This window comes from Streptomyces sp. NPDC046215, assembly GCF_040646215.1.
Classification (GTDB): Bacteria; Actinomycetota; Actinomycetes; order Streptomycetales; family Streptomycetaceae; genus Streptomyces; species Streptomyces stramineus.
Genome location: NZ_JBEYZW010000204.1, coordinates 1 through 1,243, shown reverse-complemented (window position 1 = coordinate 1,243; position 1,243 = coordinate 1). Strand labels below are relative to the sequence as shown.

1 protein-coding gene is annotated in these 1,243 nt (G+C 74.0%); it reads left to right on the top strand.

Annotated features, from left to right (window positions below):
• The first annotated feature begins 161 nt into the window (after positions 1-161).
• Positions 162-1,103, top strand: coding sequence for a 4-(cytidine 5'-diphospho)-2-C-methyl-D-erythritol kinase (locus ABZ951_RS33860; RefSeq protein ID WP_344086288.1), 942 nt, complete (start codon positions 162-164; stop codon positions 1,101-1,103).
• Positions 1,104-1,243 lie beyond the last annotated feature (140 nt).

Sequence of the window (1,243 nt, the reverse complement as noted above, 5' to 3'; positions counted from 1 at the left end):
GGGGGGGGTGTGGGTGTTGGTTTTTTTTCTTAATCCCCCACCCCCCCCCCCCACCCGCTCCGGCCCGCCACCTTCCGTGGTGGGTGGGGAAGAAAACCCTCGGTGGTGCGGGGCTCGTACGATCGCTGCTGTCTCTTTCTCCGACCTGAGGAGCCCGCTCCGTGACCTCGTCCGTTACCGTTCGTGTGCCCGCCAAGGTCAACGTTCAGCTCGCCGTCGGCGGCGTGCGGCCCGACGGTTTCCATGACCTGGCCAACGTCTTTCTCGCCGTCGGCCTGTACGACGAGGTCACCGTCACCCCCGCCGACGCGCTGCGCGTCACCTGCTCCGGGCCCGACGCCGCCCAGGTCCCCCTGGACACTTCCAACCTCGCGGCCCGCGCCGCCCTCGCCCTCGCCGCCCGGCACGGGCGCGACGCCGGCGTCCACATTCACATCGACAAGGACATCCCCGTCGCCGGCGGCATGGCCGGAGGCAGCGCCGACGGCGCCGGTGCCCTCCTCGCCTGCGACACCCTCTGGGGGACGGGCGCCACCCGCGAGGAACTCCTCGACATCTGCGCCGAGCTCGGCAGCGACGTCCCGTTCAGCCTCGTCGGCGGGGCGGCCCTCGGGCGCGGCCGCGGCGAGATCCTCACCCCGCTGACCGTCGGCGGCACCTTCCACTGGGTCTTCGCCGTCGCCGACGGCGGACTGTCCACACCGGCCGTCTACGCCGAGTGCGACCGCCTGCGCGCCGCCTCCGGCACCGGCGCCACCTCGGCCGACGTGCCCGACCCCGAACCCTCGCCCGCTCTCCTGGACGCCCTGCGCACGGGCGACGCGGACGCCCTGGCGGCGGCCGTCACCAACGACCTCCAGATGGCCGCGGTCTCCCTGCGACCGTCCCTGACGGCCACGCTCGACGCGGGCACCGGCGCAGGCGCCCTGGCGGCGATGGTCTCCGGCTCGGGCCCGACCACGGCCTTCCTGGTCGAGGACGAGGCGGCGGCACGAAAGGTGGCCGCGGCCCTCCAGGCCTCCGGCACCTGCCGAGCGGTCCGCGTCACCGCGGGCCCGGTCCCCGGCGCGGTGACCCTGCCCGCCGAGGGCGCGACGACCTGAGCGCCCGAAGGAGCAGTTAACGGCCGGACCGTAACCCCCACGGGTTTCTTACCCCCCAATCACGGGAGGTGGCGGGCCGGAGCGGGTGGGGGTGTCAGGGCGTAAAGCGAATGCACTTCCCGCCGTCCGGGCAGGGCCAG